This is a genomic window from Actinoplanes sp. NPDC049316 (assembly GCF_040677315.1).
Lineage (GTDB): Bacteria > Actinomycetota > Actinomycetes > Mycobacteriales > Micromonosporaceae > Actinoplanes.
This window is the reverse complement of the sequence record NZ_JBFAQM010000015.1, coordinates 31427-48717: the sequence shown is the minus strand read 5'-3', so window position 1 is coordinate 48717 and position 17291 is coordinate 31427. Positions and strand designations below refer to the sequence as shown.

Annotated in this window: 18 protein-coding genes; 9 read left to right on the top strand and 9 right to left on the bottom strand. The window is 72.6% G+C overall.

Going from position 1 to position 17291, the window contains the following annotated elements:
- Together AB0K03_RS22720 and AB0K03_RS22715 are read right to left on the bottom strand one after the other, a co-directional pair.
- On the bottom strand, nt 1-211 hold a 211-nt coding region (locus AB0K03_RS22720; RefSeq protein WP_364687900.1), incomplete at its 3' end, for a DUF2795 domain-containing protein.
- Nucleotides 212-319: 108 nt separating this feature from the next.
- The gene (locus tag AB0K03_RS22715) at nt 320-607 is read right to left on the bottom strand and encodes a hypothetical protein (protein ID WP_364688123.1); all 288 of its coding nucleotides are present in this window, start codon (nt 605-607) and stop codon (nt 320-322) included.
- Nucleotides 608-633: 26 nt separating this feature from the next.
- On the opposite strand from AB0K03_RS22715, the gene AB0K03_RS22710 reads away from it, so the two are divergent.
- Complete coding sequence (locus tag AB0K03_RS22710; RefSeq protein WP_364687898.1) at nt 634-987, top strand: hypothetical protein; 354 nt, start codon at nt 634-636, stop codon at nt 985-987.
- Between the two features lie 308 nt (nt 988-1295).
- Nucleotides 1296-1460 (top strand): hypothetical protein, encoded by a 165-nt coding sequence (locus AB0K03_RS22705; RefSeq protein ID WP_364687896.1) that lies wholly within the window; start codon nt 1296-1298, stop codon nt 1458-1460.
- 147 nt (nt 1461-1607) lie between these two features.
- Here the strand turns inward: AB0K03_RS22705 and dhaK are convergent, their stop codons facing one another.
- From dhaK to AB0K03_RS22685, 4 genes are read right to left on the bottom strand one after another with little or no spacing between them, the layout of a single operon-like run.
- Nucleotides 1608-2603 (bottom strand): dihydroxyacetone kinase subunit DhaK, encoded by a 996-nt coding sequence (gene dhaK, locus AB0K03_RS22700; protein WP_364687894.1) that lies wholly within the window; start codon nt 2601-2603, stop codon nt 1608-1610.
- An 11-nt stretch (nt 2604-2614) separates the two neighbouring features.
- A complete protein-coding gene (gene dhaL, locus AB0K03_RS22695; RefSeq protein WP_364687892.1) occupies nt 2615-3250 on the bottom strand; it encodes a dihydroxyacetone kinase subunit DhaL in 636 nt (211 codons plus the stop codon).
- Nucleotides 3247-4044 carry an HAD-IA family hydrolase gene (locus tag AB0K03_RS22690; protein ID WP_364687890.1) on the bottom strand — a complete coding sequence of 266 codons (798 nt, stop codon included), beginning with the start codon at nt 4042-4044 and terminating at the stop codon, nt 3247-3249. The genes dhaL and AB0K03_RS22690 overlap by 4 nt, the downstream gene beginning before the upstream one ends.
- Nucleotides 4041-4901 (bottom strand): class II fructose-bisphosphate aldolase, encoded by an 861-nt coding sequence (locus AB0K03_RS22685; protein WP_364687888.1) that lies wholly within the window; start codon nt 4899-4901, stop codon nt 4041-4043. Before AB0K03_RS22685 ends, AB0K03_RS22690 begins: the two co-directional genes overlap by 4 nt.
- Nucleotides 4902-5079: 178 nt before the next feature.
- Here AB0K03_RS22685 and AB0K03_RS22680 point away from each other — a divergent pair, with 178 nt between their 5' ends.
- The 4 genes from AB0K03_RS22680 to AB0K03_RS22665 all read left to right on the top strand — a co-directional run bounded on the left by AB0K03_RS22680 (nt 5080) and on the right by AB0K03_RS22665 (nt 11398).
- Entirely contained in the window at nt 5080-6234 is a 1155-nt protein-coding gene (locus AB0K03_RS22680; protein ID WP_364687886.1) for a LuxR C-terminal-related transcriptional regulator, read from the top strand.
- 451 nt (nt 6235-6685) lie between these two features.
- On the top strand, nt 6686-8443 hold the full coding sequence (locus tag AB0K03_RS22675) for a DUF6461 domain-containing protein (RefSeq protein WP_364687884.1): 1758 nt from the start codon (nt 6686-6688) through the stop codon (nt 8441-8443).
- A gap of 279 nt (nt 8444-8722) precedes the next feature.
- On the top strand, nt 8723-9844 hold the full coding sequence (locus AB0K03_RS22670) for a 5-methyltetrahydropteroyltriglutamate--homocysteine S-methyltransferase (RefSeq protein ID WP_364687882.1): 1122 nt from the start codon (nt 8723-8725) through the stop codon (nt 9842-9844).
- Nucleotides 9845-9925: 81 nt separating this feature from the next.
- The gene (locus AB0K03_RS22665; RefSeq protein WP_364687880.1) at nt 9926-11398 is read left to right on the top strand and encodes an amidase; all 1473 of its coding nucleotides are present in this window, start codon (nt 9926-9928) and stop codon (nt 11396-11398) included.
- Nucleotides 11399-11470: 72 nt separating this feature from the next.
- Here the strand turns inward: AB0K03_RS22665 and AB0K03_RS22660 are convergent, their stop codons facing one another.
- The 3 genes from AB0K03_RS22660 to AB0K03_RS22650 are packed head-to-tail and all read right to left on the bottom strand — an operon-like array spanning nt 11471 to nt 14176.
- Nucleotides 11471-11785, bottom strand: a complete 315-nt coding sequence (locus AB0K03_RS22660; protein WP_364687878.1) for an antibiotic biosynthesis monooxygenase — start codon at nt 11783-11785, stop codon at nt 11471-11473.
- Nucleotides 11786-11798: 13 nt separating this feature from the next.
- On the bottom strand, nt 11799-12674 hold the full coding sequence (locus AB0K03_RS22655; protein ID WP_364688117.1) for a diacylglycerol kinase family protein: 876 nt from the start codon (nt 12672-12674) through the stop codon (nt 11799-11801).
- A complete protein-coding gene (locus AB0K03_RS22650) occupies nt 12674-14176 on the bottom strand; it encodes an FAD-binding oxidoreductase (protein WP_364687876.1) in 1503 nt (500 codons plus the stop codon). The genes AB0K03_RS22655 and AB0K03_RS22650 overlap by 1 nt, the downstream gene beginning before the upstream one ends.
- A 45-nt stretch (nt 14177-14221) precedes the next feature.
- On the opposite strand from AB0K03_RS22650, the gene AB0K03_RS22645 reads away from it, so the two are divergent.
- The 3 genes from AB0K03_RS22645 (at nt 14222) to AB0K03_RS22635 (ending at nt 17279) form a co-directional block, all read left to right on the top strand.
- Nucleotides 14222-14809 (top strand): helix-turn-helix domain-containing protein, encoded by a 588-nt coding sequence (locus AB0K03_RS22645; RefSeq protein WP_364687874.1) that lies wholly within the window; start codon nt 14222-14224, stop codon nt 14807-14809.
- Nucleotides 14806-16329 (top strand): glycerol-3-phosphate dehydrogenase/oxidase, encoded by a 1524-nt coding sequence (locus tag AB0K03_RS22640; RefSeq protein WP_364687872.1) that lies wholly within the window; start codon nt 14806-14808, stop codon nt 16327-16329. Before AB0K03_RS22645 ends, AB0K03_RS22640 begins: the two co-directional genes overlap by 4 nt.
- A gap of 128 nt (nt 16330-16457) precedes the next feature.
- A complete protein-coding gene (locus AB0K03_RS22635; protein WP_364687870.1) occupies nt 16458-17279 on the top strand; it encodes a helix-turn-helix transcriptional regulator in 822 nt (273 codons plus the stop codon).
- Nucleotides 17280-17291: the final 12 nt, after the last annotated feature.

The window sequence follows — 17291 nt, the reverse complement described above, 5'->3', positions numbered from 1 at the left end:
GTCCGCCGGACCCGGCCTCCTGCCGCCTCGGCAGCATGGTGGCCACTTCCACCACGCTCCGGTAGCTGATGTCCGGCATCACCGCGAGCGACTCAACCGTGCCCGCCGGGCATGTGTTGCGTTTCGCGTGGCGGATGATGTCGAGCTTGGTCGCAGGGACGTCCAGGCCGCTCAGCCACGCCGGGACGTGGATCCGATCGTTTGTGTCCATGCCGCCGCACCTACCCCGCCGAGTATCCCGTACACGCGACCCCGCGGACATTTTCCCCGCCGTCCCGCCTGCGGACGGTCACCCGGTGATGCCGGCCCTCCGCGCCTGCTAGGCGATCATCGCCGTGGGTTCGCCGGCCAGGGCCCCGACGACCAACCGGTCGGCGAGCGGCAGCCCGGCCAAGGCTGGGGACGCGCCCTGCCCGGCCGGCAGCGAGACGGCGTACGCGGCGTCGCCGAGCAGCACCGTCCGGCCGACGGGCGCCCCTACCCGCGGGCCCGGCGGGCAAACGGTCGTCCGGGCCCCGGGCGGCGGGTCACGCCCCGGACGGACGACCACGTCGGATCCGGCCTGGTCGGCGTTTCCGCGGCCGGCCTCCGGGTAGGCGGAGGGCACGACGCCCGCACGACCGGGGAGGGAAGATGATCAAGCTCGGCACGCGCCGCGACGACCCGAGCCGGTGGCGGCTCATCAGCCGCACGCCTTCCGGGGCGGAGGTGCTGGCCCACGAGGCCACGGGGGCGGATCGGCCGCCGTGGCCGGAGGCGGTCGCGCTGCTGCGTGAAGGTCGGGGCGACCTCGAGGTGGTCCGCGACGCGGGCATGCACTTCCGGTGGCTGCTGCACGCCGCGGGCGGGTCCGTGGTCGCCGAGTCGCCTGCCGTGCACCGCGACGTGGAGGCCTGCCGCAGCAGCTACACCAACGCACGGCGAGCCGCCCGCACCGTGCTCGGGCCGGTTCACGCGCCGGCGCACGACCTCCGGACCGACGGTTAGCGCCGGCAGCCAAAGGGTGGGCTGCGGCCTCAACCGCCGCGTCCGGTCTCCCGGCGGCATTGCCGGGACAATCGGTCGGCCTCGGCCTGATCATGCTGAAGGTCGTCAGGGATCCGTCGAAGCCGTGCCGTCTGCAGCTGGCGCAGGCCAAGAGGTGTCCTCTCTGCGTGGGCACGGTCGTACCCGGGCGGGCAAGCCGGCGAGCGGGCCTGCACGCACGGGCGGCGACGGCCGCGCGGACAAGGTGCCGCGGCGCTCAACGGCGTCGGGCGAGACCCAGGCCCAACATCGCCGCCCGCAATCTCAAGATGCAGCGTTCGCAGGCCGTCGGCTGCATCGTCCTCGAACCGCACTCGCTGTTCCTGGAAGATCCGAACATCGGCGGCATCATGCTCGGCGCCAACGCCACCCTGTCCGCCGCCGACTACCAGATGGTCTTCGCCGACGCCGGCGGTTCCCGCGTCGCCACATGACCTGAACAACGCGGTGGCGGCCGGCCACATTTGGTCGAAAGCCCCGGACCTCGGCCGCAATCGCACGCGATCACCGACGCCTGATCGTCGCCGGCACCGTCCGCGAACGCTCGGCGGCGAAGGTCGCGCCGGCGACCCACTGGAGCGCTAGAAGACGCGTACGGCGACCTCGGCGGGCGCTCTCAGCAGCCGGTCGATCTCGTCGTCGAGGCGGACGAGGGTGAGCGAGGCGCCGGCCATGTCGAGTGACGTGCAGTACTCGTTGACGTAGCTGCGGCCGACGGAGATGCCCCGGTCGGCGAGCTGCTGGTGGGCGCGCCGGTAGAGGACGTACAGCTCGCTGATGGGTGTTCCGCCCAGACCGTTGATCATGAGAGCGACCCGGTCGCCGCTGCTGTACGGGAGGTCGGGGACGACCGCATCGAGCATGGCGTCGACGATCGCGTCCGCGTTCGACAGCTTGCGCCGCTCCCGCCCGGGCTCGCCGTGGATGCCCACCCCGAACTCGATCTCGTCGTCGCCCAGGTCGAACAGGGGGCTGCCCTTGGCGGGCGGGGTGCAGGCCGTGAGCGCGACCCCGAAGGAGCGGGTGACGTCGTTGACCTTCGTCCCGAGGCGGATGAGCTCGTCGAGGTCGGCGCCCTGCTCCGCGGCGGCGCCGACGGCCTTCAGGACGAAGAAGTTGCCTGCCACCCCACGCCGGCCGACGGTGTAGAGGGAGTCCTTGACCGCCACGTCGTCGTTGATGGTGAGCACCTTGACCTTGATGCCCTCGGACTCCGCCATCTCCCGGCCCATGTCGAAGGCCATCCGGTCGCCGGTGTAGTTGTTCACGAGCAGGAGCACGCCCTTGGGAGAGGCCAGCAGCTTCGTGGTCTCGTACACGTAGTCCATCGGTGGCGCGGCGAACACGTCGCCCGGACAGGCGGCGTCGAGCATGCCCTTGCCGACGATCATGACGTGCGCGGGCTCGTGCCCGGAGCCCGAACCCTGGACGATGGACACCTTGTCCTCGCGCGGCGCGTCGGCCCGCATGATGAGGTTGTAGTCGGGCACGTACCGGAGGGTGTCCGGGTTGGCGAGGGCGAGGCCCTCCAGCATCTCGGGTACGAAGTTCTTCGGGTCGTTGACGAACTTCTTCACGACATGGCTCCTTATCTGGACCAGACCTGGCTGATGCGCTCGACGATCACGGCCACGGCCATCGCGCCGGCGTCGACTGAGCCCTTGCTGCGTTCCCCGGTGTAGGCGGCCCGCCCGCGCTTGGCCACCATGTCCTTGGTGGCCTCGGCCGCCTCGCGCGTCGTCGCCGCGGCCGCGGTGAGGGCCTCCGCGGCGGACCTGCCCTGGTGCAGCTGCTGCTCCAGCGTGTCGGTCATGGGCACCAGCGCGTCGAGCAGGGTCTTGTCGCCGACGTCGGACTGCCCACGGGCCTTGATGCCGTCGACGGCGGCCCGGAGCATGGCGACCGCCTGCTCGCTCGAGATGTCGTCGTTGTCCCCTGCGGCGATGCCGGCCCGCATGAAGGCGGTGCCCCAGATCGGCCCGGAGGTGCCGCCGATCCGCGAGGTGATGGTCATACCGCTCTTCTTCAAGAACGTTCCGACATCGGTACGGTCGAGGGCGTCCCAACCCTCCAGCAGCTTCTCGAAGCCCCTCGCGAGCGAGTAACCGAAGTCGCCGTCACCGACGACGGCGTCGAGGTCACCGAAGTACCTCTCGTTCTCCACCGCCGTCTCGGCGACCGTGCGCACCACCAGCTCGGTCCGCTCCAGCGCGTCGCTGCTCACGTGGTCCCTCCCTCGTCCGGTTGCGCTTGCAAGCAGGAGCTGAGGTCCTCCAGCGTGAGGTACTCCCCCGGGCTCGCCTTGCTCCGGTTGGCCAGCACCTGCACAGGCGGGCGACCGGGGTCGCCGAGCTCCGAGACGACGAGCACGGCCTCGGTGAAGTCCTCGTCGCGGGTGTAACCGTTGACGGTGACGAGGCACGCGAGCCCCGCCCCGGTAGCGGCCAGCAAGCCGTTGCGGGAGTCCTCGACCACCAGGGTGTCCCCGGGTTCGAGTGAGAGCCGCGAGACGGCGAGCCGGTAGATGGCGGGGTCGGGCTTCTTCGCCGGGACGACGTCGCCGGCGAACAGGGGGACCCGGTCGGCCACCTCCTTGCCCACGGCGTTCTCGAGGACGGCTCGTACCGACTCCTCCGCCGAGGTGGAGGCGACCGCGACGGTCCAGCCTGCCTCGAGCGCCGCCGGGATGATCCGGGAGATGCCCGGCCGCGGGGGGATACGGCCCTCGGACACCAGTCGTTTGAACGCGGCGGTCTTGGTCTTGTGCCACTGGGCCAGGAGGTCCTTGCGCGCGTCCTCGTCCTCCGGGATGCCCGCGGCACGGATGAACTCCGGGTCGGCGAACAGGCTGGCCATCCGCTCCTTGCCGCCGCCGATTCTCAGCTTCTCGGCGTACTCGTCCTCGCTCCACCGTACGGGCAACCCGAAGTGCTCGAAGGTCTCGTTGAAGGCGGGTAGGTGTCCGTCGCGCTCGGTGTCCGCCAGGACACCGTCGCAGTCGAAGACCAAGCCGGTCACCAGGCACGCCCCGAGCCACCGAAGAGCCGGATGTGCCGCTTGGCCATCTCGATGACCGCGCCCCGCTGCGCGCTGAACAGCGAGGGTGGGTCCCACTTGTCCTGCACCTCGGCTGCCTTGAGGAACCTCAGGCTCTCCTTCATGTAGCTCTCTTTCAGCGCCGTGGAGATGTTGACCTTCGCGCACCCCCGGGAGATGAGGTCGGTGAACTGCTCGTCCGAGAGGCCGGTGCCTCCGTGCAGGGCCATCGGGACGCCCGTCGCCTCGACGAGGTCGGACACCCGCTGGTGATCGAGGACGGGCGCGGACTTGTACTGCCCGTGCGCGTTGCCGATGGCCGGGGCGAAGCAGTCGACGCCGGTCTGCTTGATGAAGTCGACGGCGACCTCGAGACTCTGGACGTGGGAGGCCTCGTCCGAGCCGATGTCGTCCTCCACGCCCTGGATGCCCTCGATCTCACCCTCGACGTGCGCGCCCGTTCTGCGGGCCTCGGCGACGACCTCCGTGGTCTGGCGCAGATTCTCCGCGACATCGAGCTCGTGGGCGTCGAACAGGACACTGTTCCACCCACCGGCCAGGCAGTCGCTGATCACCTCACGGTGGGGGCAGTGGTCCAGGTGCAGCGTCACCGGCACCGGCACGTTCCGGACCAGGGCCTCGAAGATTCCGAAGAGCTGCCGGCGACCGTACGACCGCACGGTCTTCACAGAGGTCTGCAGGATGACCGGAGCGTTCTCCTCGGTCGCGGCGGCGAGGACTGCCTCGATCGTGAGGTCGTTGAGGATGTTGAACGCCGCGACGCCGTACCTGTCGGCAAGCGCACGGTCCAGCATCTCTTTCATCGGGACGACGGGCACCGGGTTCCTCCCTGCCGGTCGAGTGGCGAGGCGCCTGGTCAGTAAAGCCCTCGTCGCCGCAGCCCAACCATGGGGGAAATTCCCCAGTCTCCCGGTGGACGTCCTTTCATATGGGGCGTGATCCGGCGTTCGCCCTGTCCATTGCGTCTGCTCGTGCGGTCCTTCTACCGTCCAAACCATGCGGCACGAGGGGCGAGGTGCGCCGGGCGACGGCCGCCCACCGCTGGACGTCGCCGTCAGTGGTCTCTACTCGGGTCAAGGCTTGGCCCAGGTGTTGCGCCATCTACTCCTGACGAGCAGCGGAGTGGTGCCGGGGATCGCGGGCAGCGTCTCCCTCGTCGACGCCCGCAGCGGGACGTACAGCAAGGTGGCCGAGATCGGCGTCCCGTGCAAGCTGGGTCGCAGCTTCCCGCTCGACGAGGGTGCGACGGGGGAAGCCTTCGCCCACCGCCGCCCGGTCGTCCTGCCCAGCTACGAGCAGGTGTTCCGGCGGCATCTGCCACCCGGACACCGCGCCAGCCGGGGGTCGGCGGTCGCCGTCCCCATGTGGTGGCGCGGCGAGGTCATCGCGGTCAACGTCGGGTTCGCCGGCGAGTCCCGACGCTACTCCGCGAGCGAGATCGACGCCCTCGAGGTGCTGAGCCAGGCCGGAGCCGGGGCCATTCTCCGGGCCGGCGGCACCGGGCAACCTCTGCTCGCCCGCGTCATCCGTGAGCGCTTCACCGCCCAGGCGGAACTCACCCGGATCGCGACGCGGGTCACCGAGGTGGGGACCGCCCGCCCGCTCGGCGAAGACGTGGCGCAGGTCGCCGCCGAGGTGGTCACGGTCGCCGCCCTCGCCGCCTCGCGCAGCGAAGGGGTCAGCCGGGTCCACGTCGCCGTCGTCTACCGGGCAGAGGGTCTGCGGCTGCTCGTGCAGGACGACTCGTCGCTCGCCGGGCACACGAGTGCGCACCCGGACCCGCTCGGCCTGGGCACCAATTCATGGTCGCAGCTGCTTGCCGCCGCGGGCGGGGCGGTCTCGGTGGACCGGGTCCCCGGCTGGGGCACGGTCGTCCGAGCGGACGTCCCCTATGCCGCCGGTATCAACCGGCCGGCGGCCGCGTTGCCGGTTGCCGCCGTGCCGTCGCCGTTGAGTCCCCGGGAGACGGAAGTCCTGACGCTGCTGGCTCAGGGCCGGACCGACCGGGAGGTGGCGGCTGTGCTGTTCCTCTCCCCCAAGACGGTGGAGAAGCACGTGGGGTCGGCGCTCCGCAAGACCCAGACGACCAGTCGTACGGGCGCCGTCGTACGGGCACTGGAACACGGCTGGATCGAACGCACAGCGCCCTGACGACTCTGTGCTCGCCGACCGAGCCTTGCTGCGCTCAGCCGCCGCCCTTCCGGCGTCGCAGAGTGATCACTCCCGCGACGACCAGCAGAACGGGCAGGACAAGTCCCCACAGCAACCAGCCGTTCACAAGCAACCTCCACGAGACTCGTACGGTCCTTCAGCTTCGCGGCACCGGCTGACGGCGGAATCATTCCGGTGGGATGAACGGCGGCGAGGCAGGTCACGACGAGCGCCGGGAGCAGTATGAGAACCCGCCGTGCCGGCACCGCGCCCGCCCTCCGGAGGCCGCCGTCCGGGCGGCGGCCCGGCCTCCGATGGTGCGGCCTCCGGGGCAGCGCGGCGTCATCCCTCCGGGATGGTCGTCGGTACGTCACGGCGGCACCCGTCTCTGCCCCGGGTGCCGTGAGCCGACGGGGGGAACGGGAAAGCGGCGTTTGGCTATGGTCGTCGGATGACCGGTGATCTCGACGCGCCGCTCGACGACCTCGCGCGGGTGGTCGTGCCGGCGATGCCCGCCCTCCGGCAACGGATTCCCGCCTCGCCGGCCCGGCTGCTCGGACGTCTGGGCGCCCCGGCGGAGGTGGACCGCCACGGTCCGGGGAACCGCCGGCCGCAGCACCCGGCCGATGGCGAGCCTGCGAGCCTGACGGCATTGCAGGCGCTGGGACCTCTGCCGGTGGAACGCCTGCTCGGCGCGCTCGAACTCGGCGTCGCCGAGCTGGCCGGCACCGATCTACCCGGTCTGCTGTCGGGTGTGCCGTGGCCGCCGGACGGCCGGTACGCATGGATCGCCTCGGGCGGGCACGAGAGCGAGGCCACCTCCGCCGTCCGCGTGCTGGAGGGTCTGCGCCCCGGCTTGGCCGACCGCACGCTTCAGCTCGTACGCCGGATCGCCGCGCACCCGGCGCTCGCGGAGTCGCTCGCCGTCGCGCCGGACGCCGCCGGGGAAGCGTCGATTGCGGCCGCGCACGGGGCCGCTCACCTGGCGCTGGCGGTGGCCGTGGCGCGCGTAGTCATGGATCAGGCCGATCCGCCGCCCATGGTGGAGCGGGCCGCGGCGACCGTCGGTCTGGGAGTCGGCGCGGCGGCTCTGCTGCTGCGGGAGAAACCCATGCCACAGGCGTACGGGGCGGCGCTGCTCGCCAAGGTCCGTGCGGAGTACCTCCTCCCCCGTCATTCCGTTACCTCGGTGGAGGTGGCGGGACATCGGTTCGCCCTGGTCGAGCAGGCCTTCCCGCGGCACGCCGACTTCTCCGGCAACGGCCTGGTCGCCGTCACCGAGGACGGAATCGTGGTGCACACCGGTGTCGAGCGCGGCCGGGTGAACGTGGAGCTGGAGGTGCTGGAAAGCGCACCCGACGAGCTGGAGCCGGGCTGGGAGGAAACGGTCGAGGTCGGCTGGCACGCCACCGAAGGCCACGCCGGCCTGATGGGACCGGGCAGCCCCGAGGGACGCGGGCTGAACCGGCAGACCCCTCCGTGGCCCGGCGACTACCGCGTCCGGGTCCATGCCCGGGGACGCGACGACAACGACACCGAGTACGAGCGTCACAAGCTCGTCGTCTGGGCGGCGCCGCCGGCGCCCGACATCGTGCACAGGCGCACCGACCGGTTGGGGCACCGGCTCCGCGGCGAGCCGGAACCGGTACGCCCGCCCCGGCCGGAACATGCGTACCGGTGGGTGCGGCGCAGTCCGCTCGCGATGGCGGCGACGGTCACCGTCATCACCGGGGCGACGGCCGATCAGGCGCTACGCGCGTTCGGCGCCGATCCCCGGCGGCCCGAGCCGATCGACGCCATCCTGCGTGATCTGTCGCTGCAGTCCTCCCACGACCCGTGGGTGACCCTGCTCGACACGGGCGCCGCCGTGCTCGTGGTCGAGGAGAACGGCTTCCGAGGTACGCGACCGGAGGTCCTCGTCGCCGCGTCGTCCGGCGGGCGGGCGGCCAGCATGTTCTGGAACGTCAACGCGCTCACCCAGCTGTCCCTGGCGGAGCGCGGCCGGTTGCTCGCCGCCTTCGAGCCGTGGGGACGCGAGGACGTGCCGGCGGAGGTCGCCGCGGCCCTCGACGGGCTCGATTTCGCGGAGGCCGGCGACCGCGTCGAAAAGGGGCTGGTCGCGGTCGAGCGGTTCACCGGCACGCGAATCACTCCCGATGACCTCGGCCGGATCCGGGAAGCCGGGATCGGGTACCGGATCGCGACTTGACATCCTCTCCGCTCCAAAGGACGGAGATTCCCGCCGCGCTGCGCGTGGGCCGCGCGGCGTCCGGGTGGGTTACCGCTTCCTTGCGCGCCGCCGGGACGAGTCCCGGTCTGCGGTGCCGAGACCAACAAGATCCCCACCATCTCCTGCCGAGAACACGGGCAAGAGCCGCGACCGAGAGACCGTCCGATCTGGCTCCCCGCGGCGGGAGCGCCGGGACAATCTGGAGATGCCGGAGGACGGCGCGCGGACGTAGGCTGTCGCACCGAGGGGGTATCGACGATGACACTCCGCGACGCCCCGCCCTTCCGGGCGGATCATGTCGGCAGCCTGCTCCGGCCCGCGCGCCTGCTGCGGGCCCGCGAGGAGCACGCGGCCGGGAAGATCGGCGACGATGACCTGCGCGCCGTCGAGGACGACGCGATCCGCGAGGCGGTCGCCATGCAGCGCGACGTCGGGCTGCGCTCGGCGACCGACGGCGAGTTCCGGCGTACGTCCTGGCACATGGACTTCATCTACCAGCTGGGCGGCATCAGCCGCACCGAGGAGAAGATCCAGGTGCACTTCCGCAATGCGGACGGCGAGCTGGACTTCGAGTCCGCCGCGCTGGCCGTCGACGCGCCGGTCCGGCTCACCGACACCATCTTCGGGGAGGCGTTCGCGTTCCTCGCGCGGACCGTCGGCCCCGGCGTGACGGCGAAGCTGACCATTCCCTCGCCGAGCATGGTGCACTACCGCGGCGGCCGGGCGGCCATCGATCCGGCGGTGTACCCGGACGAGGACCGGTTCTGGGCGGACCTCAGCGCCGCGTACGCCGAAGAGGTGCGCCGGGTCCACGACCTGGGCTGCCGGTACCTGCAGCTGGACGACACCAGCCTGGCCTACCTCAACGATCCCGCCCAGCGCGCTCTGCTCAGCTCCCGCGGCGACGACGCCGAGCACCAGCACCTGCGCTACATCCGGCAGATCAACGCCGCGATCCAGGACCGGCCGGCCGGGCTGGCGGTCACCACGCACATGTGCCGCGGCAACTTCCGCTCGTCGTGGGCCGCCGAGGGCGGCTACGACTTCGTCGCCGAGGCGCTGTTCAGCGAACTGGCCGTGGACGGCTTCTTCCTGGAGTACGACGACGAGCGCTCGGGCGGCTTCGCCCCGCTGCGGTTCGTGCCGCCCGGCAAGATGGTGGTGCTCGGCCTGGTCACCACCAAGCGCGGCGAACTGGAGTCGAAGGACACGCTGAAGCGCCGCATCGACGAGGCCGCCCGGTATGTGCCGCTCGAGCAGCTCTGCCTGTCCCCGCAATGCGGCTTCTCCTCCACCGTCGAGGGCAACGTGCTCTCCTACGACCAGGAGGTCGCCAAGCTGCGGCTCATCGCCGAGACCGCCGAAGAGGTCTGGAGCTAGCCGCATCCAAGGGCTGCCGGCCGTTCCGCCCGCGTCCACAAGGGCTCCGCGAGCCGGGCACCATGAGGCAAGCTGTGGGGCGTGACCGACTACGCGTACGCAACCGCAGCCGAACTGGCCGCGGCGATGGATGCCGGGGAAGTGTCAGCGGTCGAGCTCACCACAGCCACGATCGCTCGGATCGAACGACTCGACGGCGACATCAACGCGATCTGCGCGCCCGACTTCGACCGGGCCCTCGCGGCGGCGGGTGCGGCCGATGCGGCGCGGTCCCGGGGTGAGAGTGGGCCCGTGCTCGGCGTACCGATGACCGTCAAGGACTCGATCGACGTCGAGGGGTTGCCCACGACCTGGGGTTTCCCGCAGTTCAAGGACCACGTGGCCGCCTCCGACGCGGTCGCGGTCGCCCGGCTCAGGGCGGCCGGGGCCGTGCTCCTCGGCAAGACGAATGTGCCGCTCGGGCTCGGCGAGTTCCAGTCCTTCAACGCGATCCACGGCACCACGAACAATCCGTGGGATCTCGGGCGTACGCCGGGTGGCTCGTCCGGCGGCTCGGCCGCCGCCCTCGCCGCCGGCTTCGGCGCCCTGTCGACGGGTTCGGACATCGGCGGCTCGCTGCGCGTGCCGGCGCACTTCTGCGGGGTGTACGCGCACAAGCCCTCGATCGGCCTGCTCCCGTTGCGGGGGCACACGTTCCCGGGCACCCGGCCGCTCCCCGAGTTCGGCGGCGACCTGGGCGTCATCGGACCGATGGCCCGCAGCGCGGCCGACCTCGCGATGATGGTCCGCCTGCTCTGCGATCCCGACGAGGCAGGCCCCGGCATCGCGTACCGGACTGCGTTGCGCCCGGCCCGGCACGACCATCTTGGCGCGTTCCGGGTCCTGATCCTGGGGACGCATCCGCTCATCTCGGTCTCGTCCGAGGTGCGCGCCGCGATCGACGACCTCGCGACCCGGCTGGAGGCGTCCGGGGTGACGGTCCGGCGGCACAGCCCGCACCTGCCCGATCTGGCCGCGGGCGCCCGCTGCTACATGCGCCTGCTCCAGTCGGGCATCGCGGCGGGATTCCCGCCCCGTGTCTACGCGGCCGGTGTCGAGGCCGCGGCCGCACTCGACCCGTCGGACACGTCGCTGTCCGCCGAGCGGGCCCGGGGTGTGGTCCTGAGCCATCGCGACTGGGTCGCGGCCGACACTGTCCGCGCCGTCCAGCGGGCCCAGTGGGCCGAGCTGTTCACCGACGTCGACATCGTGGTCGCGCCGGTGTTCTCGACCCCCGCCTTCCCGCACGATCACAGCGAACCGATGATCAAGCGCGGCATCCCGATCGACGGTGAAGAGCACGACTACCTGGACCAGTCGGCGTGGGGCGGCATCGCCACGGCGCCCGGCCTCCCGTCGACCGCGGTGCCGGTCACCCGCTCGGCGCAGGGGCTGCCCATCGGCGTCCAGCTGATCGGCCCGCTCCTGGAGGACCACACACCGATCCGTTTCGCCGAGCTGCTCGAGCGCGAGTTCGGCGGATTCACTCCACCCCCGCTCGGCGCGTCCGCGTAGACCCGGCCGCCGACGGCGGCGTGACGGTGGGAACAGACCGTCCCGTAGTCGTCGGTGCGGTGGTACGACCGCTCAAGGCCGAGCGGTCAGTCCCTTGGCAGCGCCGGGGGTGAGGAACTCGACGCGGGTGCCGGTCAGGAGCGGGTCCTTGCGGGCGTGGAACTCCCGGACGTGCTCGGCCTGCTCGTGCGCCGCGAACGCGTCCCGGTCCCGGTAGACCTCGTAGAAGACCCGCGCCAGCGGCTCGCCCTCCACCGCCGCGGTCGCGTAGACCAGCGTGCCCGGCTCCCGTTCGGTGACGAGCCGGACGGCCTCGGCGGTCAGCTCGTCGAAGCGGGCCGCCGCGATCTCGTCCCGGCAGTCGAAGCGGACCACGAGCGCGAACACGCTGCCAGCCTACTCAGGCACCGATCAGCCGGAGGGCGGCGGGCCGCACCCGGACCGTGACGGGGCCGGGCGGCAGCGGCTCACCGTCGGCGTAGCAGCGAAGCGGACGGTCGGTGGCGACGGTGACCTCGCGGATCGGGCGGGACGTGATGCCGGGCATCGTCACGTGCGCGCCGCGGCGCATGGCGGCCAGGACGGGCACGAGGCGGTGGCGTCCCATCTCGCCGACCGTGACCAGGTCGAGCAGGCCGTCGTCGAGCAGTGCCGCCGGGGCGATCCGCAGCGCGCCGCCGTACCACGGGCTGTTGGCGATCACGACCGTGTGGCCGCGCAGCCGCTCGGGCACCCCGTCGACGACCAGGTCGTAGGTGATCGCCCGCCAGCGGGTGAGAACGCCGGCCGCCGCGATCTGGTACGCGACGGGCCGGCGCGGCAGTCGCCAGCGGTTGGCCGCGTCGTTCGCCGCGGCGTCCAGGCCCGCGCAGACGCTGCCGAGCACGACGCGTTCCGCGGCCATCGCCACGTCGACCGGGCGGCTCGGTCGCTCGCGCAGGGCCGCGGCGAACGTCGCCGGGTCCTCGCGCGGCAGCGGCACCGCGCGAGCCAGATCGTTGCCGCGGCCGGCCGGGACCACGCCCAGCTCGGCCGCGGTGCCGGTCAGCCCGGCGGCCACCGCCCCGGCGAGCCCGTCGCCGCCGGCCGCCAGCACCGTGTCGCCCCGGCCCGCTGCCGCGGCGGCCAGCTCGGTGGCATGGTCCAACCCTCGGCTGTACGCGACCTGCACGCGCGCCCCGGTGTCCCGCAGGTGACGGGCCAGCGTGATCATCGTTGCCGCGGCGGTGCCCCGGCCCGCAGCGGGGTTGACGACCGCGGTGAACGTCTCGCGCATCACGGGAGCAGGATTCCGGGGTTGAGCACGTTGCCCGGGTCGACAGCGCGCTTGACCGCGTGCAGCACGGCTGTGCCGACGGGTCCGATCTCCTGCGCGTACCAGGGACGGTGGTCGCGGCCGACGCCGTGGTGGTGGCTGATGGTCGCGCCGGACGCGACGATCGCCTCGCCGGCCGCCGCCTTCGCCCGCCACCACTGGGCCACCGGGTCCTGCGCCTGGGCGGCCACGACCGTGAAGTAGAGCGACGCGCCCGTCTCGTACACGTGGGAGATGTGGCACATGACCAGCGGTGGCGTGCCGGCCTCGCTGAGCGCACCGGTCAGCGAGTCGCGCACCGCCGTGTACGTCTGCGGCAGCCGGTCCCAGAAGGCCGCGGTCTCCGCCGTCTCGGCGAGGGCCCCGGCGTCGAGCAGCGCGTCGCGCAGGTACGGCGCCCGGAACCGGCCGGCCGCCCACACCTGTCCCGGCTCCTCGCCGAGCGGTTCACCCCCGTACTGCGCGAGCCGTCCGGACGGGTCGGCCTCGGGGAAGTGACCCACGACGGCGAGACAGCCGCCGGCTGCCTCCGCACCCGAGCCGGTCGCCGCGTTGATGGCCGTCTCGGCCTCGTCCGAGAGCCGCAGCACCGCCGGCAACGGCCCGTCCTGGGCCAGTGCGCGAACCGCGCGCATGCCGGCCTCGAACGACGGGAAGGCCCAGCCGGCATACGTGAGCTCCCGCCGCGGACGGATCCGCACCGTCAGCTCGGTGAGCACCCCGAAGGCGCCCTCCGAGCCGAGCAGCAGCTGGCGCAGGTCCGGCCCGGCCGCCGACTGTGGTGCGCGACCGAGCTCGAGGGTGCCGGCACCGGTCGCCGCCCGCAGCGCCACGACCATCTGGTCGAAGCGGCCGTACCCCGCCGACGCCTGGCCGCTGGAGCGGGTGGCCGCGAAGCCGCCGAGCGTCGCGTACTGGAAGGACTGCGGGAAGTGGCCGAGCGTGAACCCTTCCGCAGCCAGCAGTTCCTCGACGCGCGGACCGGGAACTCCCGCCTCGAAGGTCGCCGTCCGCGAGATTGGGTCCAGGCGCAGCAACCGGTCGAGGCCGCTGAGATCCAGGGCCACCACCGCGGTGTAGCCGTCGCGAACCGCCCGCAGCCCGCCCACGACGGACGTCCGGCCGCCGTGCGGCACGACGGCGACCCGGTGTTCCGTGGCGAGCCGCAGCACCTCGAGCACCTCGTCGTGCGACGCCGGCCGCGTCACGCCGTCGGGCGCATCCGGCACCGCGCCGCCGCGGGCGGTCAGCAGGTCCTGCGTGGACATGCCGGCGGCGTGCCGCAACCGCGCCTCCGGCGAGACGTCCAGGCCCGGGAACGGCGGAAGTGGCGCCGGCGCGGGCAGCACCGGATCGGTCACCGGGCGCGGCCCGGTCACCCCGAGGGCCGCCGCGAGCAGGTCGCGGACGGCGGACGGCAGGGTCACGGCGTCGGCCGGGTCTCCCCAGCGGAAGGCAGTCATGAGTTACACTGTTACACATGACGTCAATTCGTAACAGTGGTTCTCATGCATAACAGTGCCGACGGCGCGCTCCTCGACGCCGCCCGAGACTGTGTGCTCGCCGTCGGCCTGCGCCGCACGACCCTGACGGACGTGGCACGGCGGGCGGGCGTCTCCCGCATGACGATGTACCGGCGCTGGCCCGACATGGCGACGCTGATGGCCGACCTCATGACCCGCGAGTGGAGCGCGTTGGCCCTCACCGCCGAGGCGGAAGCCGAAGGCGCGACGGCCCGCGAGCGCATCGTCGACGGGCTGGTCCGAGGCGCCCGCGCGCTGCGCCGGCACGCCATGTTCCGCCGAGTCGTCGAGCTCGATCCCGAGGTTCTGCTCCCCTATCTGGTCGATCGCAGGGGCAGCGTGCAGGACGCCATCCTCGAGCACCTCGTGGCGTCGATCGCCGAGGGCCGGGACGACGGCTCCCTGCGCCCGCAGGAACCGGTGCTGCTGGCGCGCGCGGCTGTCCTGGCCGTGCACGGGTTCGTCGTCTCCGCGGCCACGATGACCGGGCCCGGCGGAACCGGCACCGACATCACGGAGGAGGCCCTCGACGACGAGCTGCGCCTGCTCCTCGACCGGCACCTGCGGCCGTGAGCACGTCGCTGTCCGCGGCGCGCCGCGAGCGGGAGCTGGCCGAGCTGGCCGGCGGCAGCACCGTCGACCTGCTCGTGGTCGGCCTCGGCGTGACCGGCGCGGGGGTCGCGCTGGACGCCGCCGCGCGGGGACTGTCCGTCGCCGCCGTCGACGCCGGGGACCTCGCGTACGGCACCTCGCGCTGGAGTTCGAAGCTGGTCCACGGTGGACTGCGGTATCTCGCGGGCGGGCACGTCGGGCTTGCCTTCGAGAGCGCGGCCGAGCGGGACGTGCTGCTGCGGCGTACGGCCCCGCATCTGGTCGGCGCCCTGCCGTTCGTCCTGCCGCTCACGCCCTTCGTGCCCGGCGCCAAGGCGTGGCTGGCGCGGGCCGGTTTCGCCGCGGGCGACGCCCTGCGGGTCGCGGCGGGCACTCCCCGGGCGGCGCTCCCCCGGTCCCGGCGCATCTCCGCCGCCGAGGTCCGGCGGCTCACCCCGGCCGTGCGCCGCACCGGTCTGCGGGGCGGCCTGCTGCAATGGGACGGGCAGCTGGTCGACGACGCCCGGCTGGTCGTGGCGCTCGCGCGGACGGCAGCCGGTCTCGGCGCGCGCATCGTCACCCACTGCGCGGCGAAAGCCCTGCACGGGCGCGGCGCCACCGTGCGGGACACGATGACCGGCGCTCACCACGATATCCACGCGCGAGCCGTCGTCAACGCCACCGGCGTCTGGGCCGGGCAGCTGGATCCGGCCGTTCGCCTCCGCCCGTCGCGCGGCACGCATCTCGTGCTTCGCGCCGCGGCCCTCGGCCATCCCGCGGCGGCGCTGACGGTGCCGGTGCCGGGCGAGACCAACCGGTTCGTTTTCGCGCTCCCGCAGCCCGGCGGGCTCATCTACGCGGGCCTCACCGACGAACCGGTCGACGGCCCGGTGAGTGACGTGCCGCAGCCCAGCCGGGCCGAGGTGGGGTTCCTGCTCGACGTGCTCGCCACGGCCCTCGAGGCGCCGGTCACCGAGGCCGACGTCGTGGGGACGTTCGCCGGCCTGCGGCCGCTGCTGGCGGGACGCGCGGGCGCCACCGCCGATCTGTCCCGGCGGCACGCCGTACGTACCTCCGCCGCCGGTGTCACCACAGTCGTCGGAGGCAAGCTCACGACGTACCGGAGGATGGCAGCCGAGGCGGTCGACGCCGCGGTGACCCACGCGGGGTTGAGCGCCGGGCCCTGCCGCACCGCCCGGCTCCCCCTCGTCGGGGCCGCGGCACCGGCGCGCCTGGCGCGGCTCGCCGTGCCGCAGCGGCTCGTCGCCCGCTACGGCGCCGAGGCCCCGGCGGTGCACGCCCTCGGCGCGGCCGATCCGGCGCTGCGCGAGCCGGTCGCGCCGGGCGTCGAGGTGACCGGCGCCGAGCTGCTCTTCGCGGTGCTCCACGAGGGCGCGCTGACCGAGGAGGACCTGCTCGACCGGCGCACCCGGCTCGGCCTGGTCCCCGCGGACCGGGCCAGAGCCGTCCCGGCCGCCCGCTCGGCCCTCTCCCGGAGCTGACCCTGAGCCGGGCACCCTGCTGATCCGGCTGCGTACCGGATCCGCCTGCCGTCGCGACATGCGCCGGGAGTACGCGGTACGGTGGTCCGCGTCACCGTCCACAGAGGCTCGCGAGGCGGAGGTAAGGCGTGCCGGTCACAGGCCAACGCGTCGTGCGGCGGGCGCTGGGGCGGCGATTGACGCGGCTGCGCACGGCGTCCGGGATGAGCCGGCGTGATGTGGTGGAAGCGCGGCTGGGCATCTCGGAGCCGACGCTGCACCGCATCGAGACGGGCAAGGTGCCGGTCACCGGGGCCAACGTACGCGCGCTCTGCTGGCTCTACGGCGCGGACCAGAGCATCACCGACGCGCTCGCCGACCTCGCGCTGGGCACGTCGCAGCAGGAGTGGTGGGACGCCAGCCCGGTCATCCCCGAGTGGTTCAAGCTGTACGTCGGGCTGGAGGCGTCCGCGTCCCGCATGTTCGGGTACGACGGCGAGGTCGTTCCCGGCGAGCTGCAGACCACCGACTACGCGAGAGCCGTCTTCGGCGCCGAGCAGCCGGCCGACTCGGAGGCCGCCGAGCGCCACATCAAGCTCCGCATGCAGCGGCAGAAGACGCTCTTCGCTCGCAACCCTCCGATCCGCCTCGTGACGGTGCTCGGTGAGGGGGCACTGACCCGGCCGGTCGGCGGCGAACAGGTGATGAAGGGGCAGATCGAGCATCTGCAGCGGCTGTCTCAAGAGCCCACGGTCGACATCCGGGTGCTGCCGTTCTCAGTCGGGGCGCACGCGGCGATGGCCGGCGCCTTCCGGATTCTGGAGTTCGACGACCCGGACGATCCCGACGTGGTCTACCTGGAGTCCCACGTCGGTGCTCTCTACCTGGAGGAGCAGGCCGAGGTCGATGAGTACCGGCGGATCTTCGATCTCATCAACAAGGAATCCGTACCGGTCGGAGAGTTCCGGTGACGAAGTGGGGAA

What these genes read in the sequence shown, in the direction of transcription:
- AB0K03_RS22710 (WP_364687898.1), top strand. Translation starts at nt 634, where the DNA reads ATGATCAAGCTCGGCACGCGCCGCGACGACCCGAGCCGGTGGCGGCTC.
- AB0K03_RS22705 (WP_364687896.1), top strand. Translation starts at nt 1,296, where the DNA reads ATGCAGCGTTCGCAGGCCGTCGGCTGCATCGTCCTCGAACCGCACTCG.
- AB0K03_RS22680 (WP_364687886.1), top strand. Translation starts at nt 5,080, where the DNA reads ATGCGGCACGAGGGGCGAGGTGCGCCGGGCGACGGCCGCCCACCGCTG.
- AB0K03_RS22675 (WP_364687884.1), top strand. Translation starts at nt 6,686, where the DNA reads ATGACCGGTGATCTCGACGCGCCGCTCGACGACCTCGCGCGGGTGGTC.
- AB0K03_RS22670 (WP_364687882.1), top strand. Translation starts at nt 8,723, where the DNA reads ATGACACTCCGCGACGCCCCGCCCTTCCGGGCGGATCATGTCGGCAGC.
- AB0K03_RS22655 (WP_364688117.1), bottom strand. Translation starts at nt 12,674, where the DNA reads ATGCGCGAGACGTTCACCGCGGTCGTCAACCCCGCTGCGGGCCGGGGC.
- AB0K03_RS22650 (WP_364687876.1), bottom strand. Translation starts at nt 14,176, where the DNA reads ATGACTGCCTTCCGCTGGGGAGACCCGGCCGACGCCGTGACCCTGCCG.
- AB0K03_RS22645 (WP_364687874.1), top strand. Translation starts at nt 14,222, where the DNA reads ATGCATAACAGTGCCGACGGCGCGCTCCTCGACGCCGCCCGAGACTGT.